The 255-nt window shown below is 41.2% G+C and carries 1 pseudogene; it reads right to left on the reverse strand.

The annotated features are described in order from the left end of the window. Positions 1-190, reverse strand: a pseudogene (locus tag PZE06_RS29335) (IS3 family transposase); the annotation flags it as partial. Positions 191-255 lie beyond the last annotated feature (65 nt).

Raw genomic sequence — 255 nt, forward strand, 5'->3', positions numbered from 1 at the left:
TTTTTAATAACTCTACTTGCCCCTCCAGTAGCTTAATTCTAGCTTCTTGCCTTTCAATCACTTCAGAAGAGGTAAGTTCCCGTTTTAATGGTCTACCAGAACTTGATTTTCTTGAATCTGTAAGTCCCATTAACCCTTCCTTTTCATAGGCTTTCTTCCACCTGTAGGCAGACTGTTCAATTCGTTTCATTCCTATAACGTCCACATCAAAGCCGTTTTCAATGAAGATCTGCCGAGGGAGTTTGCCCCCCAAAT

This window comes from Robertmurraya sp. DFI.2.37 (assembly GCF_029211245.1).
GTDB lineage: Bacteria > Bacillota > Bacilli > Bacillales > Cytobacillaceae > Robertmurraya > Robertmurraya methanolica_A.